The following is a 23,190-nucleotide window of genomic DNA, read 5'->3' as shown; positions in this document are numbered from 1 at the left end:
CGAGAACCGGGGATCGCCGACGCCGTCTCTACGCGGGGACGTCGACGCGCGCGTCCCACGGGATGCGGTAACGCAGCTCCGGGCCCGTGGTCCTCTCCGGATTCATGACCGTCTTCATCAGCAGCGGCATGAGGAGCGGCATCAGCGTCCGCGCGACGGGGCCCGGCGTCTTGCTGTGGTTGATCTTCGAGGCGCGCGCCGCCACCTTCTCCACCCGGGTACGGCGGAGCCGCTCGTACGCGGCGAACGCCTGGGGCACGTCGTCGATGTCCCGCAGGCAGCGGGCGAGCTGTATCGCGCTCTCGATGGAGAGCGACGCGCCCTGACCCGAGCTGTTCGACGGCGCGTGGGCGGCGTCGCCCACCAGGACCATCCGGTCCCGGTGCCAGCGCGGGACGCTGGGCATGATGTGGAGCGCGCCCGTCACGTGCACCGACTCCACCGACGTGTGACGGATCAGATCGCCGCCGGGCACGTCCTCGCCGTAGGTGCGACGCAGGATGCGCATCCACTCCTCGGTCGACACCTCGCGGGCCTCGGTGAGGGACAGCGGCCGGTGGTAGGGGAGGTTGACGCCCCAGGTGCTGCCGCCGTCCCTCTCGGGCCAGTAGAGGTAGTAGCCGCGCTTCCCGAAGGCGAAGACCATCGTCTCCGGATCTTCGGGCACCTCGTACGACGACACCCCCTCCAGGCCGAGCATGCCGGTCCACTTGGGGCCGGGCGCGTTCGGGTCGATGAGCCGGCGAACGGTCGAGTGGATGCCGTCGGCGCCGACCAGGACGTCGAACTCGGCCCGGCCGCCGTCCTCGAAGACCGCCGTGGTGTGGTCGACCTCGACGAGCCGCTTGCCGTACTCGATCTCGATGCCCTGCCTGACGGCCTCGTCGTGCAGCACCCGGTAGAGGTCGGCGCGCCGGACCACGGACAGCGGCCCGACGCCGGACAGGCCGGGCAGCTCCATGCGCTTGCGGCCGGCGATCGTCAGGACCGTCCGCGAGCTGGGGCGGGAGACCGCCCTCACCGCGTCGGCCGCGCCGAGGATCTCCAGCGCCGCCATGCCGTTGGGGGCCAGGGCGAGCGTGCCGCCGATGCCGTCGGCGGTGGTCGGGTACGCCTCGTAGACGGTGGCGTCGATGCCCGCCTTGCGCAGCGCCAGGGCGGTGACCGGGCCGGCGATGCCGGCGCCGATGATCGCGACGTGTCTCATTTCTCCTCCTGGTCGGTTGACGTGCTCGAACCGCCATGGAGGAGAGCCGTTATCCTCGTGACCGCCATCTTCGGGCCATCCGCATGTCGGTTCGAAGGTTCCCCTGGTGGCGGTGTTGCAGCACCGCCACCAGGACTAGATGCCAGTGATCTTCTTTTCGGCGAGCTCCTCCAGACCGGGCGGGATCTCCCCGGTCTCGTGGAAGGCCCGCCACTCCCGCAGGCCGGGGAAGGCGCCCTCGGTCAGTTCCTCGAGCAGGGAGCCGATCCAGGCCGCCTCCGCCTTCAGCATGGCCAGGTCGTACTCGGTCTCGATGAGGAACAGCCGCGGTACGTCCGCGATCTCACGCTCGTGGAGCTCCCGCAACTCCGTGATCTCTTCGCCGAGCGTCGCCAGCCGGTCGGTGAGCAGCCCGATCACGTCGTCCGGGGCGAGCGCCGCCATGACGGAGAGGCCGGCTCGGAACCGGGGGAACTCCGCGTGGGGCACTCCGAGCAGCTCGCGGGTCCAGTCGACCAGCTCCTCGCGGCCCGCCTCGGTGATCCGGTAGACCGTCCGCTCCGGGCGGCGCCCCTCGCGCGTGCTGCCGGCCTCCTCGATCAGCCCGTGCTTGGCCAGGTTCCCGACGACCGTGTAGAGGGAGCCCCACTTGATCCCCATGTCGCGCTCTTTGTTCCAGCCGCGCAGGGCCGCCGCCATCTCGTACGGATGCATGGGGCGATGCACGACCGCCGAGAGCACCGCCAACCCCAGCAGATTCGTCACCTTGCGCCGCTTCGCCATCACCGATCACCTCGCAGACGTTTACTCGTACACGAGTATACGTAGGCGAGCAAAACCTCGGCAATGGGCGGTCGCGGGTTTCAGTCGAGGCGGTTGAGGGTGGCCACGAGGACCATGCCGTAGACCACGTGTCCGGCGGCGAGAACGGCGGCGCGGCAGGAGTCGTCGCGGCTCTCCGGCGGCAGGATGCCGATGCGCGGCACCCAGCCGCGCCGGCTCGCCAGCCAGGCGGTCAGGGCGTACCCGACGCCCAGGGGCAGGCTGGCGCGTTCGCGCGTCAGGGTGCAGAAGACGACGCCGGACGCCACGCCGAACCCGAAATGGGCGAGGGACTCGGCGGGTCGGGAGCGGCGGGGTGTTCGCCGGGGAGACGGGGCGGGAGCGGGACGTCCCGACGGCCGGTCGCGCATGAGCCCGGCCTGGTCTCCGGCCAGTGACACCGCGGTGAGCGCCACGGTGGCGAGAGCGCCGCCGGCGGCGCCGCGCACCAGCATCCTGAGCATGATCATCCTTCTTCCCCGAGAGATCGGCTCATGCCCGTACGCGGCGGCGGGGAAACGGAGGACCGCAGGTGGGAGGGGTTTCGGCGGTCCCCGCCCGGGCAGCGAGGGGCACATGCGAGTAGTCGTGGTCGGAGCGACCGGCAACGTCGGGACGAGCCTGGTCTCCGCGCTGGAGTCGGATCCCGGCATCACCTCGATCGTCGGCATCGCCCGGCGGCTTCCCGGATGGCGGCCCGGCAAGACGGAGTGGCAGGCGGCCGACGTCGCCACGGCGGACCTGGCCCGGATCTTCACCGGAGCGGACGCCGTGGTCCACCTGGCCTGGCTGTTCCAGCCGACCCATGATCCGGTGACGACCTGGCGGGCCAACGTGATGGGCAGCCAGCGGGTGTTCCGCGCGGCGGGGAAGGCCGGTGTGCCCACGCTGGTCTACGCCTCGTCCGTCGGGGCGTACTCTCCCGGGCCGAAGGAGCAGGCCGTCGACGAGACCTGGCCGACCCACGGCTGGCCGGACGCCGCGTACGGACGGGAGAAGGCCTACGTCGAGCGGCTGCTGGACATCTTCGAACGGGATCACCCCGCCGTCAGGGTCGTCCGGATGCGTCCGGGCTTCATCTTCAAGCGGGAGGCCGCGACCGAGCAGCGGCGCATCTTCGCGGGGCCGCTGCTGCCGGGACGGCTGGTCCGTCCGGGGCTGGTCCCGTTCGTGCCGGACATCCCCGGGCTCCGGTTGCAGGTGTTGCACACCGAGGACGCGGCCGAGGCCTACCGGCTCGCGGTGACGCGGCCGGTCGTCGGCGCCTTCAACCTCGCCGCCGACCCCGTCATCACGCCGCGCATGCTGGCGGAGATCCTCGGCACGCGTACGGTGCCCGTGCCCGCGATCCTGGCGAGGAGCGCACTCGCGGCCTGCTGGCACCTGCGTCTCGTGCCCGCCGCGCCGGGCCTGCTGGAGATGGCGCTGAAGATCCCCCTGATGGACGTGTCGCGGGCCCACGACGAACTCGGCTGGCACCCGCTCAGGGACGGACGACGGGCGCTTGAGGAGTTCTTCGAGGGCCTCCAGCGAGGAGGAGGGATGGACACGCCGCCGCTGGCGAGCGAGGAGGGCGTGAAGGGCCGCGTCAAGGAACTCGCCACAGGCGTCGGGCAGCGCTCCTGACGCCCCTCGCTTGGCGCTCTCCGCTTGGCGCTCCCGGCTTCACGCTCCCGGCTTCACGCTCCCGCTTGGCGCTCTCCGCCGCTCCGTCGTGGGTGTCCTTGCACCGGAAGCGCACCGGCCTGATGAGGCCCGTACGGACCCGCCGGCGCCGGCCCGGCGCGGCCGACCCGGGCCGGCGGGGACGGAGGATTGTCGGTGCCGGCTGGTAGACCTTCCGCATGGACGAACTCGCTGATCAGGCAGTCGGTGTGGAGGAGTTCCTGCGGATCGTGCGGGCGCTTCCGGAGGCCGAGCTGGGCGCTCCGGGAAACCACGTCGGAGTCAAGGTGCGCGGCAAGGGGTTCGCCTACCTCCAGGAGGACACCGGCGTCGCCCTGGTGAAGGCGACGATCGAGGAGCGGGAGGCGCTCGTCGGGCAGGAGCCCGAGGTCTTCGCCCGTTCCTATACGGCGGGCCGTTTCGGCTGGGTGGAGGTCCGGCTGGACCGTGTGCGGCCGGACGAGCTGGCCGAGCTGGTCACCGAGGCGTGGTGCCTGACCGCGCCCCGGCGGCTGGTCGAGGAGTACGAAGCCGCCGGTTGAGCCGGGCCGGAGCGTCACGCCGCCGTCCAGGAAGTGTCCGGTCAGGCGAGAAGCGTGTGCTGTGCGGGGGTTTCCGGTCTGAGATGTCGGTGTCTCCGGGGGCGGGGAACACGGACGACGAGTTCGAGAGCCTCAGCAAGGCCGTCTGAGGCTGTATCGGCGATGCCGTGCGGGGAGCGCGGCATCAGGCCTGCTGGACCGGCGTGGCCCACGACCTGCTCCAGTCGAGGTCGCGTCCGTCCAGGCGGATGGTCGGCGTGCCCTGCACGCCGCGCGCGAAGGCGAGCCGGGACAACGCGTCGGCGCGGTCGGCGGTCTTCTCCGAGCTCAGGCACGCGGCGAACTCGGCCTCCGCGATGCCGACGCCCTTGGCGTACCGCACCAGCTCCTCGACCGCGAAGCCGCCTTCCAGGGTCTCTTCGGGCTGGTGGGAGTACAGCTCGTCGTGGTAGGCCAGCCACTTCCGCGGGTCGGTGACGCACAGGGACGCCATGAGGGCGCGGCGCGAGTTGTCGCGCGTCACCCCGGAGCTCTCACCGAAAACCGTGAAGGGGTGGATGACCAACGCGACCTTGCCCTGCATCGCCCACTCCCTGGCGACCCCGCCGTTGAGCCGCTCGAAGTCCCGGCAGTACGGGCACTGGTAGTCCTCGTACACCTCGAGGACGGGCGAGGTCACGCCGGGGAGCGCCATCAGGACCGTCCCGTCGGCACGGAAGGAGACGAGATCGGACGGGGAGACGCTCGCCGGATCCCTCTGGGGGGCCGGCGCCAGGGCGATCACGCCGAGGACGACGAGGACCACGGCCGCGACGGCCAGCTTGACGGCGCGCGTGCGGATCGAATGGAGGCGGGAGGTGTCCACGATCAGATAGCCCCTAGAGACGGCGCCGGATTGCGCGCCTGATCGTATCGGGAGCGGCCTCCCGCGCAGACCGCCGGACTCGGCCTGCGGGGGAGGGCGCCGAGCGGGGGGAAGACGGCGTACGAGCATGTGTGGGATGGGGGCCGGGGGACGCCGTCAGCGAGGCGGCGTGACCAGACCCGTCTCGTAGGCGATGATCACGAGCTGAACCCGGTCCCGGGCGCCCAGTTTGGTGAACAGCCGTGACACGTGCGCCTTGGCGGTGGCCACCGAGATGAACAGTTCCTCCGCGATCTCGGCGTTCGACCGGCCGCGCCCGACCAGGGTCAGCACTTCCCGTTCCCGCTCGGTGACGCCCTCGACCGGTCGTGTCGAGCGCTCAGGGGCGATCTGGGGGCGCCCGACGAAGTCGGCGATCAGACGGCGCGTCACGCCCGGTGCGATCAGCGCGTCGCCGGCGGCGACCACACGGATCGCGGCGAGGATGTCGTCCAGCGCCATGTCCTTGACGACGAAGCCGCTCGCGCCGGCCCGGAGCGCGCCGTAGACGTGGTCGTCCTCGTCGAAGGTGGTGAGGACGAGGACGCGGGTGGTCGCCGGACCCGCCGTGATCCGGCGCGTGGCCTCGATCCCGTCCATGCCGGGCATCCTGATGTCCATCACCACGACGTCGGGGCCGACGTCCTCGACCAGCCGGACCGCCTCGGCCCCGGTGGCGGCCTCGCCGACGACCTCAAGGTCGGGGTGATCGGCCATGAGCACGCGCAGACCGGACCGCACCAGCGGCTGGTCGTCGGCGAGCACGACCCGGACGGTCATCGGGCCTCCACCGGGACTCCGACGGGTTCGGGCAGCGGCAGCCGGGCCGCGACACGGAAGCCACCCTCGGGACGCGGCCCGGCGCTGAACCGGCCGCGCAGCAGGCCCACTCGCTCCCGCATGCCGACGAGACCGAAGCCGTGGGCCGAGCCGTTCTCGGCGGCGCCGCGCCCGTCGTCGACGACCTCCACGGACAGCTCCTCGTCCCCGTAGTCGATGGCCACCCGGCAATGTCCGGTGCCCGCGTGCCGGACCACGTTGGTCAGCGCCTCCTGCACGATGCGGAAGGCGGACAGGTCGATGTCGGCCGGCAGGGGACGCTGCTCCCCGCTGAAGCGCACGTCGACGCGTACTCCCGCGTCCGCGGTCGCCGCCGCCAGCCGTTCGATATCCGCCAGACCCGGCGACGGGGCGAACGACGCCTGCTCCGAGGCCACCGCGCCCGGGTCGGCCTGACGGAGCGCCACCAGCGTGCGCCGAAGGCCCGACAGGGTCTCTCTGCTGGTGGACTCGACGGCTCGCAGCGCCTCGCGGGCCGCCGCCGGCTGCGTCTCGATGACGCGGCCGGCCACCCCGGCCTGGATGGCGATGATGCCGATGCTGTGCGCGACCTGGTCGTGCAACTCCCGCGCGATCCGGAGCCGTTCGGCGGTCACGGCCTCGGCCACCTCCTGTGAACGCAGCGCCGCCGCGTGCTCGCGGCGCTCGCGGATCAGCAGGCCGACCGCGCAGGACGCGGCCATCGCCAGGAGGGCGATCACGCTGTTGACCGTCAGGTTGTCCCCGCCCCCGAAGCCGCCGATCACCAGGAGCTGCACGGTGAACGATACGGCCATGGCCACGATCGAGACGCGCCGCGTACGGGTGGCGACGATGAAGCCCAGGACGAGGTCCACCGCCAGGTACGACAGGAACTGGCCCTGATACGGCTCCTGATACGACTGCTGATACGACATCGCCAGGCTCGCTGGCACGTCGTGAGATGGGACCACCACCACGGCGGTGGCACCGACGAGTGTCATGGCCAGGGCCGGCAGTGGCGTCCGCCGCAACACACCGGTGAGCAGGCTCACGGCCAGCAGCGACCCGACGGCGTGGACCGTGCCCGAAGCCCGCGGCGCGCCCGTCAACAGCAGACCCAGCAGGAACAGGTACAGGACACCCCCTACCCACGCCGTGACCTTCGATCTCGTCATCGGCGGGGTGCGCTTCCCGGAACGGGGGTGCACCGCGAAACATGCATATGCACCGAGATGGGCGGTTTTTCCGGCATATTGTGACCCTAACCGGCCCCCGTCCTGGCAGGCATCAGCCCGTGGACGTACGCCCGCGGGCGGTGGGCCGGTCCCGCTCAGTGAGGCCCCGCCCGAGTCCTGACATGAGCGACTGTGCATGATGCGTATGACATGTATGACGGAGACAGCGGTGTCGGGATATGGGCCGCTCCGCCCGATTTGCGAGCGGAGGCCCTTTGAGCGCGACGCCACTCACCGGTCATGAGGAAGAGGCCGAGATCCGCTCGTCACGCGCCAGGGGCGTGGTCGTCGTACTGTCCTTCGCCGGCATCCTGGTCGCCCTGATGCAGACCCTCGTGCTCCCGCTGGTGTCCGAGCTGCCCGTCCTGCTGCACACGACCGCTGCCGACGCGTCCTGGGTGATCACTTCGACGCTGCTGGCCGGAGCCGTCGCCACCCCCGTCATCAGCAGGCTCGCCGACATGTACGGCAAGCGGCGGATGTTGCTGCTCAGCCTCGCGCTGCTGATCGTGGGCTCCGTGGTGTGCGCGCTGAGCGGCTCGCTCGCCCCCATGGTCGTCGGGCGGCTGCTGCAGGGAGTCGGCGTCGGGGTGATCCCGCTCGGCATCAGCATCATGCGGGACGAGCTGCCGCCCGCGAGGCTGGGTTCGGCGATGGCGCTGATGAGCTCCTCGATGGGCATCGGAGGCGCGCTGGGCATGCCGGCCGCCGCCGCGGTCGCGCAGTACGTCCACTGGCACGTGCTCTTCTGGGCGTCCGCCGGTCTGGCCCTCGTGGCGCTGGTGCTGGTGGCGGCCCTGGTCCCGGAGTCGCCGCTGCGCAGCGGAGGCCGCTTCGACGTCGTCGGCGCGTTCGGGCTCTCCGCGGGGCTGGTCTGCCTCCTGCTGGCCGTCTCCAAGGGTGGTGACTGGGGCTGGAGCAGCGGCGCGACGCTGGGCCTCTTCGGCGCGGCGCCGCTGGTGCTGCTCGTGTGGGGCCGCTACCAGTTGCGCACGCGCGATCCCCTGGTGGACCTGCGGACGAGCGTGCGCCCCCAGGTCCTCATGACCAACCTCGCCTCCGTCGTGGTCGGGTTCGCCATGTACGCGCAGGCGCTCGTCCTCCCGCAGCTCCTGCAACTGCCGGAGGCGACCGGGTACGGCCTGGGCCAGACCATGCTGGCCGCCGGGTTGTGCCTGCTGCCCGGCGGGCTGGTGATGCCGCTGGTCTCGTCGTTGTCCGCGCGGATCTCGGCGGCCCGGGGGCCGAGAACGTCGTTGTTCATCGGTTGTCTGGTGATCCTCTGCGGCTACGTGATGGGGCTGGGGATGACCCGGCACGTCTGGCAGATCACGCTGATCTCCGCGGTCATCTCGGCGGGCATCGCGTTCACGTACGCCGCCATGCCCGCACTGATCATGTCGGCGGTGCCGACCTCGGAGACGGCGGCCGCGAACGGGCTGAACAGCCTGATGCGGTCGATCGGCACCTCCAGCGCCAGCGCGGTCGTCGGCGTGGTGCTCAGCCACATGGTCGTGCATCTCGGCCCGAATTCGGTTCCGTCCATGGAGGGGTTCCGTACCAGCTTCATCGTGGGCGGCGGTGCGGCGCTGGTGGCCGCGCTGCTGTCCCTCGCGATCCCGGCCCGGCGGCGGCGGGCCGTCGCGGGCGTGCTCGCGGGTGAGAACGCCTGACCCGGCGCGCCGTTCGGAAGCGGTCGCTCATCCGCCGAGGATGTGGTCCGGCGGATCGGACCGCCACGGCTGCGGCGGCATGAGGGCGAGAGCACGATCGGCCAACTCACGCAGCAGTGCCCAGGTGGGGTGCGTGTACGGCCGGTTCCGGGGCGAGTCCCGCGATTTTCGTGGAGGCGGAGCCGCCAGGCTGGTGGGTCGGCCTCATCTGGAGTCCGCGGCCCTTGGAGGTGCGCGGCGCCCGATGCAGACTGGACCGATGATCGAAACTCTGCGTCCCCGGGACTGAGCGCGTTGTTCGACTTCGGCATTCCCGGCTACCTTCCGCAATGGTTGAGCGGCCGCGAAGCGATCACCGCCGCGCACGGCTCCCGGCTCGCCACGCTGGTGGGCCGGAGGCTGACGCGATCTCTGCTGGTGTGGGATGAGGACGAGGACGCCTGGTTCCCCGACGCTCCGGTCCTGCTCGACTTCGAGGGAGAGCAGGTCGAGATCGTCCACTGGAAATTCGACGAGCTCTCGATCACCTGGAACACCGTGGACCCGGACCGGTCGCTGAAATGGGCGGCGGAGGAATTCCGGTTGTCCTGGCGGAGCGGGGTGCCGAGCGCACTGGCCGCCCTGGCCGGGCGGCCGCTGCTGGAGGTCAGCCTCCTCGAATGGGCCGGACGCGATCTCGCGTACGGGACGGTGGCCCCGGCCTTCCGCTTCCCGGACGGGCAGGTGACGGTCTACAACGCGCTCGACGAGAACGGGCTGGAGTTCGAGACTCCGGACCACCGGTACGTACGGCACCGGTTGGGGAGGGACGGTGGCGGGGGCGTCAGGCCGTACGGAGGTCGGCGATGACGCGGAAGCGTTCCAGGACCACCGGTGTGGTGTCGTCCACGGTGAAGGCGTCATCCCCCAGCGCGGCGCGCATCTCCTGACCGTGCCAGAACGCCTCGTGGGCGGCTCGCCACAGCCCGACCGTCGTGTGCCCCTCGCCTTCGTCCCTCGCGTGGGCGTCGTCCACCTCTCCCAGGGGCACCACGTGTACGCCGGTCGTCTCGATGACGGCCACCGGGCGGTCGTCGGAGTCCACCACGGCGGAACGGTCGCCGACCGCGGGCAGCGCCTCGCCGGCGAGTTCGTACTCGATGAGCAGGGAGGTCGTGGCGACCTTGCGGCCGTCGAGGATCGCCGCGACCAGCAGGTCCCGCAGCGGGCCGGGGAAGGCGAACTCCGCCCTGGGCAGGGAGGCGGGATCGATGATCTCCATGGATTCGGGCATTCCATTACCTTTGCCGAAGTTCGTCATATTTTCCAGGACGTCCGCGAAACATGTCCGGAGCCGGAAACGTCAACCATCTCTCCCGACGACGCGGTGAAGACGTGAGGGGGACGACGTGGCCGGGAAGGGCGCGGGCGACGGGGACCGCACGCGGGTCCACCGCTTCACGGTCGGGGATCTCTCCTGCGCGGTGGTCAGCGACGGTCAGCTCGACCCTCCCTGGGATCCCCCGCTGGCCGATTTCTTCAGCCCCGCCTCCGGTGTGCCCGAGCAGGAGTTGCGGGACGCCGTGGCCGAGGAGGGGCAGGGGAGGGCGACGCTGACGTGCGGCTACAACTGCCTGTGCGTCGAGACCCCGGCCGGCCTGGCCGTCATCGACACCGGACTCGGCAGGGGTTTCCTCGGATACGGCCCCGATATCGCCCCCCTCGTCGGCGGCTTCACCGGCGGACTGACCGAGGCCGGGTTCCCGACGTCCGAGCCGGCCGCCGTCGTGTTCACGCACCTTCACGAAGACCACGCGCGCGGAGCCGTGTGGTCGGGCGAGCCGAGCTTTCCGGACGCGATCCCGCTCGCGCACGCCGCCGAGGTGGCCTTCTGGTCGGACGCCGCCTGCTCTGCCCCGCCGGAGCAACGCCGCCCGGCCCGTGAGGCGATCAGGCTCTTCGGCGAGCGGCTGCGCGGGTTCGAGTACGACGCCGAGATCCTGCCCCACGTCCACACCGTGGACGCGGCCGGCCACACCCCCGGGCATTCGGCGTTCTTGCTGCGGTCGCGGGGGGAGCGGTTGTTGTGCGTCGGGGACACCTTCTACGACCGGCTCCAACTGGCCCACCTCGCCTGGCGCACACCATGGGATCTCGACGCCGGGCGGTCGGTGCTCAGCCGCCGGAGGCTGGTGGAGCGGGCGGCCGACGAGAACCTGCTCGTCCACGCGTACCACATGCCGTTCCCGGGGCTGGGGCGGATCGAGCGCCGCGGGGACCGCTTCGGGTGGCGGCCGGTTCCGCCCTCCTCGTCCTGAAGCGGAGACGGCCGCCTCGTGAGGTGGTTCTTTACGCGGCGGCGTCGTCCTTCTGGCGAGAAACCGCGTTGCCCGTGAACGGCCGCCGGGTATGGGGGACTGACCACAGGTGGAGTACTGCTCGCCGAGACCGGGCAGCGAGATCGGGCAGCGAGGTGGGGACCAGTGACCACATCCGCCGAACACCGCCGGCACGTCGATCACGACCACGTTCACGGGGCCGACTGCGGGCATGTCGCCGTCCCGCATGGCGATCATGTCGACTACGTCCACGACGGGTGCCTGCACCGGGTGCACGACGACCATGTCGATGAGTGCGAGCCCTCCGGCCACACCACGCACACCGAGCACGACCACCAGCACGGGCCCGGCTGCGGCCACGTGGCCGTCCCGCACGGCGATCACATCGATTACGTGCACGACGGCCATCGGCACGCGAGCCACAGCGGGCACTGGGACGACCACTGAGCCCTCCCCGTCCCGGGAGGCCGAGATCGTCGATGGACCTCGCCGGCGGGCGTGGTTTACAACTGGGGAATGCGTCTGGGCATTTTCCTGATCGCCCCGTGTCTTCCGGATCGCTCGCCGGGAACGGTCCTCGCCCAGACCGTCGACGCCGTCGCCGCCGCCGAGGCCGCCGGTTTCGACGACGCCTGGATCGCCGAGCACCATTTCATGACCTATGGGGTCTGCCCCTCGGCCACCGTGCTGGCGGGCGTCGCGCTGGGCCGGACCACGCGGATCGCCGTCGGCACCGCGGTGGCCACGCTGTCCACCCGGCACCCGGTCGCCCTCGCCGAGCAGGCCGCGGTGCTGCACCACGCTTCCGGCGGCCGGTTCCTGCTCGGTGTCGGTCGTGGCGGCCCCTGGCGGGACCTGGAGGTGTTCGGCACCGGCCTGCCCCGGTTCGAGCGCGGGTTCGCCGAAGGTCTCGACCTGCTGTGTACGGCCCTCTCCCGGCCCGAGGTGGCGGCGGACGGCGAGTTCTTCAGGTTTCGCCCGGTGCCGATGATGCCGCCCGCCCGGCTGCGGCCGCTGGTGGCCTGCACATCCGCGGACACCGTACGGCTCACCGCCGAGCGGGGCCTGCCCATGCTGCTGGGCATGCACATCGACGACGCGGAGAAAGCCGCGATGATCGAGGAATACGGACGATACGCCGCAGCCCCGAGCGTGCCCGCCGCGTCCGACGGGCTCGACGGGCTCGGGGTGAGCGGGCACGTGGCCGCCGTGATGGCCCATGTGGCCGACTCCACGGCGGCGGCCGTACGGGAGCTGCGCGCCGAGATGCCCCGCTGGCTGGAGCCGGGACTGGCCGGGTACGTGCGGGTGGACGGCGCGGGCCCCGTCCGCACCGACCCGGCGAGTTACGTCGAGCGGCTGTGCGCGATCCATCCGGTCGGCTCGCCGGAGCACTGCGTCGAGGTGATGCGGGCCACGGCCGGCGCGACCGGTCTGCGGCACCTGATCCTCATGGTGCAGGGCACGGCCCGCCATGAACGGACCCTGGAGAACATCGCCCGGCTGGGCGCCGAGGTGCTGCCTCGCCTCCACGGCCATAGCAGTACGATCCCCCAGGGGCGCGGGACGCGTCCGGGAACGGGATGACATGTCGTGATCCGGGAGCACGCCGGGGATGAGCGCTGAGGCGTCCGAGTCGCCGCAGGAGCGGGCACTCCGCCATGTCGCGGCCCTCTCGTCAGGCGGTCCGCTCAACCCCCGGACGCGCGTGACACTGAACTTCCATCCGGACCGGCCGGCGGGCGACCGGCCGATTCTGCTCGAGCTCGCGGACGACGGTCACTACCGCTCCCAGTTCGTCACGGGAACGAGCAACGGCGGGCTGACGGCGTATCCGGGCGGGGACCGGTGGCGCTGGGAGAGCCGGATCTTCGGCGGCGCGTACGATCACGCGCCCGCTCACCATCGCCCCGTCTACGGCGCGTTGAACTTCCGCGGCAGGCCGACCGGCGCGGCGCCGCGGTTCGGGTCCAGCCATCTCAGGCTGACGCCGGAGGCCCTTTCACGAGCCACATTCTGTTATCCGGACAGCTTCTTCGAACCGTCGGCCTTCGGCGTCGCGACCCGTATGGCGCTCATCGAGCTGGCCGAAGCCGATGACCGGGACGCCCTGGACGACTACGTCGAGGCCCAGGTCCACGGACCGGTCAGGCTCGACCGGGACGTGGAGGCACTGGTCCTCGATCCGAGCTATCGCGGCACGGCGGTTCACCGCGCGGCCGAACGGCTTCCCTGCCCGGTCGAATGGCACGCGGGATTCCGGCTGTCCGTCGACCGGCTGCGCCGCGAACCGGACTACCGCGGACAGGAATATGTCGATCTGGGCGCGGAGATCGCCGTGGACGGCCGTCTCGATCCGCAAATCATCGGAGACGCGGCCCGCACGGGCCGGTACGACCCGCAGGCACTCAAGAAGGTGTGGCACTGCGTGGCGCGTTTCGGCGCGCCACCCGGATCGCCCGGTGGATGAGCACCGCCCCATTCGAGCGTCGCGAGATCCATGACTGTAGCCAAGGGGGGTGGCGGGGTGTTCGCCGACGAGGTCCGGGGAGGCCGCCGCAGTCCGGAAAGGGCCGTCGCCCGGAGGGGGCATTCGTTGGTACTACCAACGGTGTAGGGTGGCTGTCGTGGAACAGATCCCCGCACGCCTGACCGCGAAGCCGAGCTGGCTGCTCACCCAACTGGCGGTGCACGCCCACCGGTTGGCGTCGGAGGGCTTCGGCGAGGTGGGGGCGCGCGGATACCACTACCGCATCCTGGCCGCGCTGGATCAGTTCGGGGAGGCCAGCCAGGCCGAGCTCGGTCGCCGGTGCAACATGGACCGCAGCGACGTGGTGGCGGCGATCAACGAACTGGCCGAGCAAGGTTTCGTCGAGCGGACGCCGGACCCCGATGACCGAAGGCGCAACATCGTGACCCTCACCGAGGCGGGTGAGCGGCAGATGCGGCGCATCGACCGAGCGCTCGACGAGGTGCAGGACGACCTGCTCGGACCGCTTTCGCCCGAGGACAGGCAGACCTTGACCCGCCTGCTCACCCTCCTGCTCACGCACCACCGGCAGGAGCGGACGTAGCTTCACGGCCGGCAGGGGAAGGTACGGCTGTCGCCGCGGCGGAGCCGGGCGCGGCGGCCGTGTACCGAGACCTCCAGCGTGGGGGGACCGTCGTCGGCCCGGGTGACGCGCACCTGGAGCGGATCGGCGTCGATCGCCAACTCCGCGCCGCGGAAGCGGACGGTCAGCGACAGCGCGGTGAGGTGTTCGGGGAGCGCCGGATCCAGGCGCAGGCCGTCGGGCCCGGCCTCCAGGTCGAGGTAGCAGCGCTGCACGAGGTCGAGCGTGCCCGCCATCGCGCCGAGGTGCACGCCTTCCGCGGTGGTTCCTCCCTGGACGTCGGTGAGATCGCCGGTGAGCGTCTCCGTGAAGAACCGCCAGGATCTCGCGCGATCCGATCGCGCGAGCACCCAGGCGTGGACGACCGCGCTCAGCGTGGAGCCGTGGCAGGTGCGGGCCAGGTAGTGGCGGATCGTACGGTGGATCATGTCCGGGGTGGTCGGATAGCCCAGCCGGTCCAGGATGTGCCTCAGCTCTCGTGCCGTCAGGAGATAGAACAGCATGAGCACGTCGGCCTGCTTGGACGCCTGGTAACGGTTGGGGCTGTCGTCCTCGGCCTCCAGCGCCCGATCCAGCCGGCGCACGCCCCGATAACGCGTCCAGTCCAGTTCCGCGAGCCGCTCGTAGCCGGTGAACTGGCTGATGATCCCGTCGTGGAAATCCACCCGCATCCGGCGGGTGATCTCTTCCCAGCGTTCGGTCTCCGCCTCTGTGAGGCCGAGCCGGCGGCGCAGGTCCTCCCGCGCGCGCCGGGGGACCAGGTCGAGGGCCTGGCGTGCCCGCAGCAGGAGCCAGACGGCCATGATGTTGGTGTAGGCGTTGTTGTCCAGACCCGGTGAGGACGCGCCCGGATAGCCGTCGTGGTACTCGTCCGGCCCCATCACCCCGTGGATCTCGTAGCGTCCCGACGCGGGATCGAGACGCGCCAGCGAGGCGAAGAAGCGGGCGATCTCGGCCAGCAGGCGGACACCCGTCCCGGACAGGAACTCGACGTCCCCGGTGATCATGTAGTGCTGCCACGTGTTGTAGGCGACGGCCAGCCCGGCGTGGCGCTGGAGGTGCGAGTGGTCGGGCGTCCACCGGCCGGAGCGGGGATTGAGATGGAACCGCTGGGTCTCGTCCCGCCCGTCGCTGCCGCTCTGCCAGGGGAACATCGCTCCCCGCAGGCCGGAGGCGCGGGCGGCGGCCCGCGCCTCCGGGAGCCGCCGCAGCCGATACCGCAGCACGCCGCGGGCGATCTCGGGGAACCTCAGGCTCAGCCAGGGCAGCACGAAGAGCTCGTCCCAGAACACGTGTCCCCGGTACGCCTCGCCGTGCAGGCCCCGCGCGGGCACGCCGACGTCGAGGTCGGCGCTGTGGGGCGACAACGTCTGCAGCAGGTGGAAGGTGTTCAGGCGGACGTCCCGCTGGACGCGGGGCCCCGTGACGTCCAGGCGGGCGCGTTCCCACAGGTCGTGCCACGCGATCTCGTGCTGCTCCAGCAGGTCCGCGAAGCAGGGCGCCAGTTCCGCTCGGCGCAGCGCGGCGGAGGAGGCGTCGGCGAACGCGAGATCGCGGGACGTCGTGAGCGCGACGGTCTTGGTCAGCACGACGGGGCGGTCGCGTTCCAGCCGCAGCACGCGCGTCTCGGCGACGCGGTCGTCGTTCCGCTCGATCCCGGCCGGTTCCTCGCGGCCGGAGGCGACGTCGACGCGCGCGGCCAGGACGACCTCGACGCCGGAGGAACGGGTCCGCGCGCGGAGCCACGTCAGCGGCCCCCGGACCCCGGTCGCGTGCCCTGTCAGGTGGTCGCCGCGCAGATCGCGGTACCGGGGCACCCCCGTGTTGGCCACGCGGCCGTCCAGGCCGGACCGCACGCGGAGCGGCCCCGACCAGTTCTCGGCCGTGAAGGTCGTCTCCAGGGCGGCCAGGTACGGATCGGCCATGGAGACCAGCCGGCGTTGCCGGACCGAGGTGACGCGGCCCTCCGCGTCGCGGAGGCGGATCACGCGGTGCAGGACGCCGTGGCGCATGTCGAGCTCCTGCCGGTACCTGAGCAGTTCGAAGCCGCCGGGGGAGAACCACTCCGAGCCGGGCGTCGCGAAGGTCAGGGGCAGCCAGTTCGGCAGGTTGACCATGTCCTCGTTGGTCACCTCGTGGCCGGCGACGACCGAGGTGAGCCGGTCGTAACATCCCGCGACGTACGTCCCCGGGTAGTGGACCCCGTCGGCCTCGGCCTCGGGCGCCGCGCCGCGGGTGGCGAAGCGACCGTTGCCCAGCGTGCAGAGCGCCTCCCGCAGCCCTTCAAGCGCCGGGTCGAATCCCTCGTACACCACCGACCATGGGTTCACCGCCGCTCCTCTCCGGCCGCCGTGATCGCGTCTCGATCCACCCGGTTCAGCCGAGCCGCAGCCGTATGGCGTCGGCCGTCTCGCGGATCGCCGCACGGACCGGTGGGGTGACGGGTGCGTGGAGCCCGAAGTCGCCGCCTTCGATCCCGAAGACGAGCAGCTCGTCCGGGAGCCGGTCGAGGGCCTCCCCGAGCACGATCGCGTCCGCCGGCCCGAGGGCGCGTGAGCTGCGTCCGTCAGTTGGGGTGATGCCCCTGTACACGCTGATATCGCCGAAGCGAGCCGTAATTTGTCCGAAATCCAGATCTATGTCACGAAAAGGCGGGAAATGGCGGGATCGCGCTCACGGCCCGGAGCGGATGCAGGGCATCCCGTACGGCGCGTGTCCGATTAGGGGCGATCGCCGGGGGAAGGGGCGGAAGAACGTACTGCGCCCAGGGCGTCGGCCCGCCGACCGGCGACGGGTCGGCCTCGGGTCCCGGCGGTCAGACCCGCGACCAAGGGGGAGGCGTGAGGGCCCATGGTGCGACCGATCGTCGTCGGTGTCGACGGATCACGGGGCTCGCTGGAGGCGGCCGGGTGGGCGGGGGACGAGGCCCAGTTACGCGGCGCACCGGTCCGGATCGTGCACGCGGAGCCGCGATGGGCGCACTTCGTCCCGCTGGTCCCGCAACCGGATGCCTGGATCTCCGCGGAGATCGAGACCGTCCAGGAGATGCTGCAGGAGGCGGCCAACCGCACCCGGGCAGGCCATCCGGACGTGCAGGTCAGCACCGAGGTCGTTGAGGAAGGGCCGCAGGAGGCGCTCGTCGCCGCGGCGGAAGGGGCGCAACTCGTCGTCGTCGGCAGCAGGGGACACGGCGGGTTCGCCGAGCTGCTGCTCGGATCGGTGAGCCGGTACGTCACCTCGCGGGCGCCGTGCCCCGCCGTCGTGGTCCGTGACCCGCGCGCCCACCTCGCCGGACGGATCGTCGTCGGCGTCACGGGCAGGCCCGACCAGGAGCACGTGCTGGACTTCGCCTTCAGGGAGGCCGACCTGCGCGGCGCCGAGCTGTGCGTCCTGCACGCCTGGACGCGCCCCACCAGTACCGGGCCGGACGAAGCGCTTCTCCCGTTCGACATCGAGGCCGTGGGGAGGGAGGAGGAGGTCCTCCTGGCCGAGAGCGTCGCAGGATGGCCGGACGAGTTCCCCGACGTCCGGCTGATCCGCGAGGTCGTGTACGGGCATCCGGCCAAGGCCCTGATCGACGCGTCGGCGGACCACGACCTGACGATCGTGGGGGCGCACCGCGGAGGCCGCGCCCTGCTCGGCCTGGGATCCGTCGCCCACGCGGTCGTCCACCACGCGCGCGGCCCGGTCGCCGTCGTCCGCCGCTGAGCCATCCGGCACGTCACGGGAGGATAGGCAGTGCAGCGATCATGCCGTAGGAGAGGAGGAGGACATCGGAGCCGGTGAAACCGGCAGGTCAGAGGTGAAGCCACCGTGAAGCCGCGATGAAGCCGACAACGCGGAAGCTCTCCTCGGACGCCGGGAGGTACCCGGCGGAGAGAGGAGACGCGTCATGGCGGACCTCAGTGCCGTCCGGGCCGAGAGTCTGGTCAAGGACTTCGGAGACTTCCGGGCCGTGGACGGAATCGACCTTCACGTACGGCAAGGCGAGATCTTCGGAGTCCTGGGCCCCAACGGAGCGGGTAAGACCACCACGCTCCGGATGCTCGCCACCCTGCTCCCGATCGACGGCGGCCACGCGGAGATCTTCGGTGTCGACGTCCGGCGGGAACCCCACCGCATCCGGCAGCTGGTGGGCGTCACCGGCCAGTACGCCTCGGTGGACGAGGACCTGACCGCCCGGGAGAACCTCTGGTTGTTCGCCCGTCTACAGGGCCTGCCCGGCACCCGGGCCAAGACCATCGCCGGTGAGTTGCTCGAACGCTTCGGCCTCCAGGAGGCGGCCGACCGTCCCCTGTCCCAGTTCAGCGGTGGCATGCGCCGCCGCCTGGACCTCGCGTCAAGCCTGATCACCCGCCCACCCCTGATCTTCCTGGATGAGCCCACGACCGGCCTCGATCCGAGAACCCGGGGCCAGATGTGGGACACCATCCGCGAGCTGGTCACCGACGGCTCCACGATCCTCCTCACCACCCAGTACCTGGACGAGGCCGACCAGCTGGCCGACCGCGTAGCCGTGATCGACCGAGGCCGGAAGGTCGCCGAGGACACCCCCGACGCCCTGAAGACCCAGGTCGGCGACTCGACCCTGCAGCTCAGCCTCGCCGACGGCTCCGACATCGCCCTAGCCGCGAACGTCGTCCGCCGGCTGCTGGGCGAGGAGCCGGTCCTGACTCCGGAATCAGGACGCATGAACATCCCCCTCCCCGACCCCAACCGGGCCGCGGACGTCCTGATCGGCCTGCGGGAAGCAGGCCTCGGCATCTCCTCGGTGAGCGTCGCCAAACCGACGCTGGACGAGGTCTTCCTGGCGCTGACCGGCCACGGCGCCGACGACGAACCCCAGATGGAGGCGGCCCGATGACCACGACGAGCACCATGACCGCGACCACCCCCACCCCTCGGCGCGTCGACCCGTCCGCCGCGGTCGCCCGCACCACGTCCCACAGCTCCGTTCAGGAGACCTGGGTCCAGATCCTGGCGATGGCACGGCGAGCCCTGAAGAAGATGCGCCGCAAGCCCGAGCAGTTCTTCGACGTCCTCATCCAGCCCCTGCTGTTCACCGCGATGTTCGCGTTCATCTTCGGCGGCGCGATCTCCGGCAGCGTGTCGGACTACCTCCCGGTACTGATCCCCGGCATCCTCGCCCAGACGGCCCTGACCGTCTGCATGGCGACCGGTGTGCAGTTGCGCGAAGACATGGACAAGGGGGTGTTCGACCGCTTCAAGTCCCTGCCGATCGCGAGGATCGCCCCCTTGGCCGGACCGATGATCGCCGACCTGATCCGTTACGGCATCGCGTCGGTGCTGACGCTCGTCACCGGCCTGGCCATCGGTTACCGCCCCGGCGGCGGCGTGTTCGGCTGCGTCGCCGGTGTGGCACTCACTGTGATCTCAGGCTGGTCGCTGGCGTGGATCTTCACCTGGCTGGGCACGATGGCGCGTTCCGCGCAGAGCGTCCAGGGCATCTCGATGATGATCATGTTCCCGCTCACCTTCCTGTCCAACGCCTTCGTCCCCGCCGAGACGCTGCCCGGGTGGCTGGAGGCGTTCGTGAAGGTCAACCCGGTGTCGCACGTCGTCTCCGCGGTGCGCGACCTGTTCAACGACGGGGCCGTGACGGCCGAGGTCGGCTGGGCGCTCGTCGGCTGCGTGGTCGTCGTCGTGATCTTCGCTCCGCTGGCGGTCCGCTCGTACTCCCGCAAGATGTAGAGGGTGTCAGCCCACCCGCTCCAGGACGGTACGGGCCTCGGCCAGCAGGTCGGGGCCGCGTCGTTCGCCGTATTCGGCCCCGATCCGCGACAACACGCCGGGAGCGATCCGCTCGGCGTGCGCGGACAGCACCGACCACTGCATCGTCGGGGTGAACCGGTTGTAGGCGAACCGGTCGGCGAGCACGAGCAGCCGGACCGCCTCCTCGGCGGGCAGCGCCTCCTTCAGCAGGCCCCAGATGCCCAGCCCGGCGAGCACCATCCCCACCACCGGGAAGTCCCTGAACGTGTGGTCTGGACCGAATATGACCAGGACCTTGGTCCGCAGCGACTCGAAGAAGTCCGCGCCGTCGTCGCCCTCGCCGTACTGCGCGAACGCCGAGAGCGCGATGACCTCGCCCAGGATGGTCCACGGTGTGAAACCGTCCGGCGTGCCGGGGACGCGCAGGTTCCGGAGCACCTCGGCGGTCTCGCGGTGCCGCCGCAGACCCTCGGCGATGTCGCCGTCGACGAGGGCCAGCTGGGCTCTGCCGGCGGCGGCCGACAGGACCCCGCCGCAGGTGCCCTGGGAGGCGAGAGAATCCAGGTCGTCGATCATCCGTGCGGCCTCGTCGCGGCGCCCCTCGGTGAGCGCCGCCATGGCGAGGGCGGCGCGGAGCTGGATGGCGTCGTCCACCGCCCCGAGGCGTTCGAGCACCGGGAGCGCCTCGGTGGCGTGTCCGGAGGCCGACGCCGAGTCACCGAGGTGCGCGTACAGGCCGGCGAGCTGAGTGTGCAGCACGGCCCGGCGCCAGGGACCGTCGTCGTCACCGACGAGCTGGAGGGCGGCCCGGGCCGCTTCGATCGCGCCGGCCGGGTCGCCGGCGTTCTCCAGGCCGTGGCTCAGCCAGTGCAGCGCGATCTGGCGGATCATGGGGTCGGGATCGGCGATCAGCGTGTCGAAGCCGGTCTCGGGGTTCGCCACCGTGGTGAGCAGCGCGGTCACCAGCGCCCGGATGGCCGGGTTCGCCGAGTCGGCGCCCAGCGCGGACAACATCCGTGCCAGCCCCCCGATCTCTTCGGCGGAGACCATGAGGGTGTTGAACAGCGCCATGCTCAGGGCCACCCGGGCCCGGTCGAGGAGCCGGGGCGGCGGCGTCCAGTCGGTCAGCGCGGCGGTGACGGCCGGGGTGAGGACGATGCCGCGCGGATGATCCCCGCGGATCGTCCAGTAGCCGCCCAGAGTGGAGAACAGCACGACCACCGCTTCCGGGTCGGGGTCGGCGAGGGCCTCGCGCAGGATGTCGGCGAGGTTCGTCTCCTCCGAACGCAGCCGGTCCATCGCGTCGACCTGCTCCGGAGAGTACAGCCGAACGCCGTGCCGGTCGGCGTAACCGACGGCCCACGCGCGTACGGCGGCCCGCGCCTCGGCGGTCTCGCCGGCCGAGTCCAGCCGCACCCGGCCGAACTCGCGCACCGTTTCGAGCATTCGGTACCGGACGCCGTCGACCGTCTCCACGACGGTGAGCAGGGACTGCTCCACGAGCTCCTCGACGTCGCCGAGAGCGTCGCCACCGAGAACCTCCTCCGCCGCGTCGAGGGCGAAGCCGTCCGGGAAGGCCGAGAGGCGGCGCAAGGCCAGGCGCTGCCGCTCACCGAGAAGGTTCCAGGACCAGTCGATCACCGCCAGCAGCGTCTGGTGCCGGGAAGGCGCGCTCCGGTCGCCGCCGCGCAGCAGCGCGAACCTGTCCTCCAGCCTGCGGGCGATCTCGGCCGGCGACATCACCCTGACCTTCGCGGCGGCCAGTTCGATCGCGAGCGGCAGGCCGTCCAGGCGGGCCACGACGGCGCGTACGCCCTCCTCGTCGAGGCGTACGCCGGGCCGGGCCGCGGTCGCGCGGTCGCGGAACAGCTCGACGGCGTCGCCGGTACCCAGCTGGGGCAGCGGGTAGACGCGTTCGGCGGCGATCGCCAGCGGCGAGCGGGTCGTGGTGAGGACGCGCAGCTCCCGCGTGGTCGCGGCCAGATAGGCGACCAGGTCGGCGACCGCCTCCACCAGATGCTCGCAGTTGTCGAGCACCAGCAGCGTCGGGGCCAGGTCGAGCTTCTGGGCGATCCGGGCGCGGACGTCGGCGCGTTGCCGCGGGGTGAGCGTGCGGCGTCCGGTCACCGAGTCGCGGACGCCGAGCGCCGACCCGACCTCGCCGACCAGGTCCTCGGGCGCGGTCACGCCGACCAGTTCGACGAAGTGCACCAGCGGCTGCGGGGCCTCGCGGGCGACGGTATGGGCGAGCCGGGTCTTGCCGAGCCCGCCCGGGCCGAGGATCGAGACCACCCGGGAGGCGGCGAGCAGTGCCCGCACCCGCCGGAGGTCGTCGTCGCGGCCGAGCAGCGGGGTCGTGTCGAACCGCACGCCGGCGCGTACCGGGCTGTCGAGGGCCAGCAGCTCCTGGTGGACCCGCCGCAGCTCCGGGCCGACGTCGGCGCCGATCCGCTCACGCAGGTCCGACCGGTAGCGCTCGAAGCGGTCCAGCGCGGCGCCCGTCCCGCGTACCGCCGCCTCGCTGCGCAGGAGGTCGGCATGCAGTCCCTCGTCCTCGGGGTGGACGCGCACGGCCTCCTCCAGGCCGGGCAGGGCGGGGCCGTGGTCGCCGCTCCGGCTTCGGGCCCGGGCGAGCACGAGCCGCGCGGAGGCCAGGTCGCGTTCCGCGCGCCGGCGCACCTCGGCCAGCGGGCCGCCGCCCTCGGGTGGCAGCGCCCCGATGCCCAGCGCGAGCGCCTCCTCCGCCGCCGCGGCCGCCGCGGCCGGATTCTCGGCGAGCAGCGCCCGCGCCCGGCTCGCGAGTTCGTGCAGCCGGCCGGCGTCGACCCGGTCGGGCGGAACGTCGAGCCGGTAGCCGCCCCCTTCCGTGACCAGCGCCTCCGACCCCACGACCGATCTGGTCCGGGACACCAGGACCTGCAGCGCTTTCGCCGGATTGGCCGGTTCGTCGTCCCCCCACACCTCCGCGACGAGCCGGTCCGCGTTCACGGTCCGGCAGGCGAGTGCGAGGGCTGCGAGCAGCGTCTGGGCCCTCTCGCCGACCACCGACTGCCCTCGCCACCGCACACCGTCGAGCAGGCTCAGGTAGATCGGCATGGCGCAAGTCTAGTTTTCGCCGAGCCGTCCACCCGTTCTCGCCTTCCTCCGGCAGGCGCGATGCCCGCCGCGAGCCCGGCC

22 protein-coding genes are annotated in these 23,190 nt (G+C 71.6%); 12 read left to right on the top strand and 10 right to left on the bottom strand.

All coding sequences use genetic code 11. The features are described from left to right. Window positions 1-28 precede the first annotated feature (28 nt). From AWQ70_RS27190 to AWQ70_RS27180, 3 genes are all read right to left on the bottom strand, one after another. Window positions 29-1,207 carry an FAD-dependent oxidoreductase gene (locus AWQ70_RS27190; RefSeq protein WP_067181775.1) on the bottom strand — a complete coding sequence of 393 codons (1,179 nt, stop codon included), beginning with the start codon at window positions 1,205-1,207 and terminating at the stop codon, window positions 29-31. 135 nt (window positions 1,208-1,342) lie between these two features. Next, window positions 1,343-1,990, bottom strand: coding sequence for a PadR family transcriptional regulator (locus tag AWQ70_RS27185; RefSeq protein ID WP_067181773.1), 648 nt, complete (start codon window positions 1,988-1,990; stop codon window positions 1,343-1,345). A gap of 80 nt (window positions 1,991-2,070) precedes the next feature. After that, window positions 2,071-2,493 (bottom strand): hypothetical protein, encoded by a 423-nt coding sequence (locus AWQ70_RS27180; RefSeq protein ID WP_067181943.1) that lies wholly within the window; start codon window positions 2,491-2,493, stop codon window positions 2,071-2,073. Window positions 2,494-2,605: 112 nt separating this feature from the next. On the opposite strand from AWQ70_RS27180, the gene AWQ70_RS27175 reads away from it, so the two are divergent. After that, a complete protein-coding gene (locus AWQ70_RS27175; RefSeq protein WP_067181770.1) occupies window positions 2,606-3,655 on the top strand; it encodes an SDR family oxidoreductase in 1,050 nt (349 codons plus the stop codon). A gap of 218 nt (window positions 3,656-3,873) precedes the next feature. Next, on the top strand, window positions 3,874-4,236 hold the full coding sequence (locus AWQ70_RS27170; protein WP_067181767.1) for an MmcQ/YjbR family DNA-binding protein: 363 nt from the start codon (window positions 3,874-3,876) through the stop codon (window positions 4,234-4,236). Between the two features lie 184 nt (window positions 4,237-4,420). Here the strand turns inward: AWQ70_RS27170 and AWQ70_RS27165 are convergent, their stop codons facing one another. From AWQ70_RS27165 to AWQ70_RS27155, 3 genes are all read right to left on the bottom strand, one after another. Further along, on the bottom strand, window positions 4,421-5,101 hold the full coding sequence (locus AWQ70_RS27165; protein WP_067181764.1) for a DsbA family protein: 681 nt from the start codon (window positions 5,099-5,101) through the stop codon (window positions 4,421-4,423). 156 nt (window positions 5,102-5,257) lie between these two features. Then, window positions 5,258-5,920 (bottom strand): response regulator, encoded by a 663-nt coding sequence (locus tag AWQ70_RS27160; protein WP_067181761.1) that lies wholly within the window; start codon window positions 5,918-5,920, stop codon window positions 5,258-5,260. Beyond that, on the bottom strand, window positions 5,917-7,116 hold the full coding sequence (locus AWQ70_RS27155) for a sensor histidine kinase (RefSeq protein WP_067181759.1): 1,200 nt from the start codon (window positions 7,114-7,116) through the stop codon (window positions 5,917-5,919). Before AWQ70_RS27155 ends, AWQ70_RS27160 begins: the two co-directional genes overlap by 4 nt. Before the next feature lie 275 nt (window positions 7,117-7,391). On the opposite strand from AWQ70_RS27155, the gene AWQ70_RS27150 reads away from it, so the two are divergent. Together AWQ70_RS27150 and AWQ70_RS27145 are read left to right on the top strand one after the other, a co-directional pair. Further along, window positions 7,392-8,849 (top strand): MFS transporter, encoded by a 1,458-nt coding sequence (locus AWQ70_RS27150; RefSeq protein WP_281197113.1) that lies wholly within the window; start codon window positions 7,392-7,394, stop codon window positions 8,847-8,849. 333 nt (window positions 8,850-9,182) lie between these two features. Then, complete coding sequence (locus AWQ70_RS27145) at window positions 9,183-9,698, top strand: hypothetical protein (RefSeq protein WP_218004679.1); 516 nt, start codon at window positions 9,183-9,185, stop codon at window positions 9,696-9,698. On the opposite strand, the gene AWQ70_RS27140 is transcribed toward AWQ70_RS27145, so the two are convergent. After that, window positions 9,673-10,122: an ASCH domain-containing protein gene (locus tag AWQ70_RS27140; RefSeq protein WP_067181754.1), complete on the bottom strand. Its 450-nt coding sequence runs from the start codon at window positions 10,120-10,122 to the stop codon at window positions 9,673-9,675. The two genes, AWQ70_RS27145 and AWQ70_RS27140, sit on opposite strands and share 26 nt — an antisense overlap. A gap of 115 nt (window positions 10,123-10,237) precedes the next feature. On the opposite strand from AWQ70_RS27140, the gene AWQ70_RS27135 reads away from it, so the two are divergent. The 5 genes from AWQ70_RS27135 to AWQ70_RS27115 all read left to right on the top strand — a co-directional run bounded on the left by AWQ70_RS27135 (window position 10,238) and on the right by AWQ70_RS27115 (window position 14,241). After that, window positions 10,238-11,146, top strand: a complete 909-nt coding sequence (locus AWQ70_RS27135) for an MBL fold metallo-hydrolase (RefSeq protein WP_067181751.1) — start codon at window positions 10,238-10,240, stop codon at window positions 11,144-11,146. A gap of 165 nt (window positions 11,147-11,311) precedes the next feature. Continuing rightward, window positions 11,312-11,614: a hypothetical protein gene (locus tag AWQ70_RS27130; RefSeq protein WP_067181748.1), complete on the top strand. Its 303-nt coding sequence runs from the start codon at window positions 11,312-11,314 to the stop codon at window positions 11,612-11,614. A gap of 69 nt (window positions 11,615-11,683) precedes the next feature. Continuing rightward, window positions 11,684-12,754 (top strand): LLM class flavin-dependent oxidoreductase, encoded by a 1,071-nt coding sequence (locus tag AWQ70_RS27125; protein WP_067181745.1) that lies wholly within the window; start codon window positions 11,684-11,686, stop codon window positions 12,752-12,754. Window positions 12,755-12,782: 28 nt separating this feature from the next. Continuing rightward, complete coding sequence (locus AWQ70_RS27120; RefSeq protein ID WP_067181741.1) at window positions 12,783-13,637, top strand: DUF3626 domain-containing protein; 855 nt, start codon at window positions 12,783-12,785, stop codon at window positions 13,635-13,637. Between the two features lie 157 nt (window positions 13,638-13,794). Further along, window positions 13,795-14,241 carry a MarR family winged helix-turn-helix transcriptional regulator gene (locus AWQ70_RS27115; protein WP_067181936.1) on the top strand — a complete coding sequence of 149 codons (447 nt, stop codon included), beginning with the start codon at window positions 13,795-13,797 and terminating at the stop codon, window positions 14,239-14,241. Between the two features lie 2 nt (window positions 14,242-14,243). Here the strand turns inward: AWQ70_RS27115 and AWQ70_RS27110 are convergent, their stop codons facing one another. Together AWQ70_RS27110 and AWQ70_RS27105 are read right to left on the bottom strand one after the other, a co-directional pair. Next, a complete protein-coding gene (locus AWQ70_RS27110) occupies window positions 14,244-16,610 on the bottom strand; it encodes a glycoside hydrolase family 65 protein (RefSeq protein WP_067181738.1) in 2,367 nt (788 codons plus the stop codon). Between the two features lie 46 nt (window positions 16,611-16,656). Further along, the gene (locus AWQ70_RS27105; RefSeq protein WP_169808757.1) at window positions 16,657-16,806 is read right to left on the bottom strand and encodes a hypothetical protein; all 150 of its coding nucleotides are present in this window, start codon (window positions 16,804-16,806) and stop codon (window positions 16,657-16,659) included. A 324-nt stretch (window positions 16,807-17,130) separates the two neighbouring features. On the opposite strand from AWQ70_RS27105, the gene AWQ70_RS27100 reads away from it, so the two are divergent. The 3 genes from AWQ70_RS27100 to AWQ70_RS27090 all read left to right on the top strand — a co-directional run bounded on the left by AWQ70_RS27100 (window position 17,131) and on the right by AWQ70_RS27090 (window position 19,992). Continuing rightward, entirely contained in the window at window positions 17,131-17,988 is an 858-nt protein-coding gene (locus AWQ70_RS27100; RefSeq protein WP_067181732.1) for a universal stress protein, read from the top strand. A gap of 184 nt (window positions 17,989-18,172) precedes the next feature. Next, the gene (locus tag AWQ70_RS27095) at window positions 18,173-19,144 is read left to right on the top strand and encodes an ATP-binding cassette domain-containing protein (protein WP_067181729.1); all 972 of its coding nucleotides are present in this window, start codon (window positions 18,173-18,175) and stop codon (window positions 19,142-19,144) included. Further along, window positions 19,141-19,992, top strand: a complete 852-nt coding sequence (locus AWQ70_RS27090) for an ABC transporter permease (RefSeq protein ID WP_067181726.1) — start codon at window positions 19,141-19,143, stop codon at window positions 19,990-19,992. The genes AWQ70_RS27095 and AWQ70_RS27090 overlap by 4 nt, the downstream gene beginning before the upstream one ends. 6 nt (window positions 19,993-19,998) lie before the next feature. On the opposite strand, the gene AWQ70_RS27085 is transcribed toward AWQ70_RS27090, so the two are convergent. After that, window positions 19,999-23,109 (bottom strand): ATP-binding protein, encoded by a 3,111-nt coding sequence (locus AWQ70_RS27085; protein WP_067181723.1) that lies wholly within the window; start codon window positions 23,107-23,109, stop codon window positions 19,999-20,001. Window positions 23,110-23,190 lie beyond the last annotated feature (81 nt).

It is taken from the genome of Microtetraspora niveoalba (assembly GCF_001570405.1).
GTDB lineage: Bacteria > Actinomycetota > Actinomycetes > Streptosporangiales > Streptosporangiaceae > Microtetraspora > Microtetraspora niveoalba.
Note: the sequence above shows the minus strand (reverse complement) of the source record. Positions and strands in the feature narration are given on the sequence as shown.

Bases quoted from the DNA above. Each gene is read 5' to 3' on its own strand.
- AWQ70_RS27190 (WP_067181775.1), bottom strand. From the start codon at position 1,207: ATGAGACACGTCGCGATCATCGGCGCCGGCATCGCCGGCCCGGTCACC.
- AWQ70_RS27185 (WP_067181773.1), bottom strand. From the start codon at position 1,990: ATGGCGAAGCGGCGCAAGGTGACGAATCTGCTGGGGTTGGCGGTGCTC.
- AWQ70_RS27100 (WP_067181732.1), top strand. From the start codon at position 17,131: ATGGTGCGACCGATCGTCGTCGGTGTCGACGGATCACGGGGCTCGCTG.
- AWQ70_RS27125 (WP_067181745.1), top strand. From the start codon at position 11,684: ATGCGTCTGGGCATTTTCCTGATCGCCCCGTGTCTTCCGGATCGCTCG.
- AWQ70_RS27155 (WP_067181759.1), bottom strand. From the start codon at position 7,116: ATGACGAGATCGAAGGTCACGGCGTGGGTAGGGGGTGTCCTGTACCTG.
- AWQ70_RS27180 (WP_067181943.1), bottom strand. From the start codon at position 2,493: ATGCTCAGGATGCTGGTGCGCGGCGCCGCCGGCGGCGCTCTCGCCACC.
- AWQ70_RS27085 (WP_067181723.1), bottom strand. From the start codon at position 23,109: ATGCCGATCTACCTGAGCCTGCTCGACGGTGTGCGGTGGCGAGGGCAG.
- AWQ70_RS27095 (WP_067181729.1), top strand. From the start codon at position 18,173: ATGGCGGACCTCAGTGCCGTCCGGGCCGAGAGTCTGGTCAAGGACTTC.
- AWQ70_RS27120 (WP_067181741.1), top strand. From the start codon at position 12,783: ATGAGCGCTGAGGCGTCCGAGTCGCCGCAGGAGCGGGCACTCCGCCAT.
- AWQ70_RS27090 (WP_067181726.1), top strand. From the start codon at position 19,141: ATGACCACGACGAGCACCATGACCGCGACCACCCCCACCCCTCGGCGC.
- AWQ70_RS27175 (WP_067181770.1), top strand. From the start codon at position 2,606: ATGCGAGTAGTCGTGGTCGGAGCGACCGGCAACGTCGGGACGAGCCTG.
- AWQ70_RS27160 (WP_067181761.1), bottom strand. From the start codon at position 5,920: ATGACCGTCCGGGTCGTGCTCGCCGACGACCAGCCGCTGGTGCGGTCC.
- AWQ70_RS27170 (WP_067181767.1), top strand. From the start codon at position 3,874: ATGGACGAACTCGCTGATCAGGCAGTCGGTGTGGAGGAGTTCCTGCGG.
- AWQ70_RS27140 (WP_067181754.1), bottom strand. From the start codon at position 10,122: ATGCCCGAATCCATGGAGATCATCGATCCCGCCTCCCTGCCCAGGGCG.